Below are 1,670 nucleotides of genomic sequence, written 5' to 3'. Positions count from 1 at the left end.
CGAGAGTCGCGCCAGCGGGAGGTCGCTGGATACGCCGAAGCCACCGCACATCTGCACGCTGCGATCGACGATTCGGAATATCGATTCCGCGGCAAAGGTTTTCGCGATTGCGGTGGCGTTCGCGGCCAGCTCTCCGTGGTCGAGTTCCCAGCACGCGCGCATGAGTAGCGCGCGCGTCGCGGCAATGTCGATCTCGTTGTCGGCGATCATGTTCTGGACCATGCCCAGGTCGCCGAGTCGGTGGCCGGATCCGCGACGCTCTGCCACGTGTGCAACTGCGATGTCGTGCCCGCGCCGCGCCGAGCCGAGCCGCCGCATGACGTGCGTCATCCGGGCGGGGCCGAGGTGAATCCGGGCGTACTCGAAACCGCGATCGATCTCGCCGAGCACCGCCGAGCTGGGCAGCAACACGTCGCGGAAGAAGACTTCGCAGTGGCCACCGAGCATCGACCGATCCCGGGTCGAAATATGCCTGCCGACTTGAATTCCCGGGGTGTCCGCGGGTGCGAGGAACATCGTGGCCCCGCCTCGGTCCCCAGGCTCGCCCGACGTGCGCGCCATGATGATGAAGAAGCCCGCGCCGTCCGCACCGGTGATGAACCACTTGTGGCCGTTGATCCGCCATCCTCCGGTCGCGCGTACCGCACGGGTGGCCAGCGCCGAAGGGTCCGAACCCGCGCCGGGCGCCGGTTCGGTCATCGCGAAAGCCGAGCGCGTGGCCCCTCGGTTCAGCGGTGCCAGAAATTGGTCCTTCTGCTCGGGATCGGCGACGTGGAGGAGTAGGTGCGCGTTGCCCTCATCGGGCGCGGCGATGTTCAAGGCGGTGGGCCCGAACAAGGAATAACCTCCTCGAAAACAGGGGCCCGGTTGCACATCCCCAGTCCGTGCCCGCCGTGCTCGACCGGCACGTGGGGTGCGAACACGCCTGCCTCGAGGGCCTGCTGCTGCAGCTTGATCCGTAGGAAGTCGCCGCCCGCAGCGGTGATGTCTCCATCATGTGCGTCGTCGAGCGGCAGCACCCAGTCGCGAATGAATTCACGGGTGCGCTCGGTGAGGAGCCGTACGTCGCGCCGATAGGACAGGTCAATCGTCACGGATCACTCCTGGGCTCTCCGATTCTCGGATCGGGACCGAACAAATCGGTAGCGAATCAATGGATCTGGAGAAATCGGCGATAGAGCGCTGACATGGCGAGGTCGCTGTCGCCGGCGCTCGTCGCGGATTCGAGGATGTCGCGGACGGCTTTGTTGAGCGCGCCGGCCTGTCCGATCTCGGCGAATCCCGCCTCTTGAACAAGAGTCGTGTCGAAATGGATTTTGATGGTCGACTGGTCGGTGTGATGGTCGTCGGATTCGATGTGGGTGAGCCCGTCGCTGAATGCCCGTGCGCAGACATCGAATCCGATATCAGCAGTCAGGTTGTACAGCGTGCGAGGGTCGATCCCGTGATGGGCCGCGTAGGCGGCCGCTTCGTAGAACCCAGCCACGGCGATGTTCTGGAACAGCGCACCGGCCATGCCGAGTGTGTTCGCTGCTCCGGGATCCGTGCCTTCGAATCGTGGCCTCGCTAGGGCGGCGAGGAGCTCGGTATGCTCGTCGAAGGCGGCCTTGTCGCCGGAATAGAGCACCAGCGCATTCGGTCCCATATTCGCGGGATAGTCCAGGATCGCG

2 protein-coding genes and 1 pseudogene are annotated in these 1,670 nt (G+C 65.0%); all 3 read right to left on the bottom strand.

Features of this window, described 5'->3' with window-relative positions; translation table 11 throughout:
• Positions 1 to 837, bottom strand: an 837-nt coding sequence (locus ACIRS4_RS36525; protein WP_404204313.1) for an acyl-CoA dehydrogenase family protein, incomplete at its 3' end; no start/stop codon positions are given.
• Entirely contained in the window at positions 816 to 1,094 is a 279-nt protein-coding gene (locus ACIRS4_RS36520) for an acyl-CoA dehydrogenase family protein (protein ID WP_404204311.1), read from the bottom strand. The genes ACIRS4_RS36520 and ACIRS4_RS36525, both read right to left, overlap by 22 nt.
• Before the next feature lie 56 nt (positions 1,095 to 1,150).
• A pseudogene (locus ACIRS4_RS36515) lies at positions 1,151 to 1,670 on the bottom strand (hypothetical protein); the annotation flags it as partial.

The organism is Streptomyces sp. NPDC101166 (genome assembly GCF_044768125.1).
Taxonomy (GTDB): Bacteria; Actinomycetota; Actinomycetes; order Streptomycetales; family Streptomycetaceae; genus Streptomyces.
The sequence above is the reverse complement of the archived record's forward strand: the minus strand, read 5'-3'. Positions and strand labels throughout refer to the sequence as shown.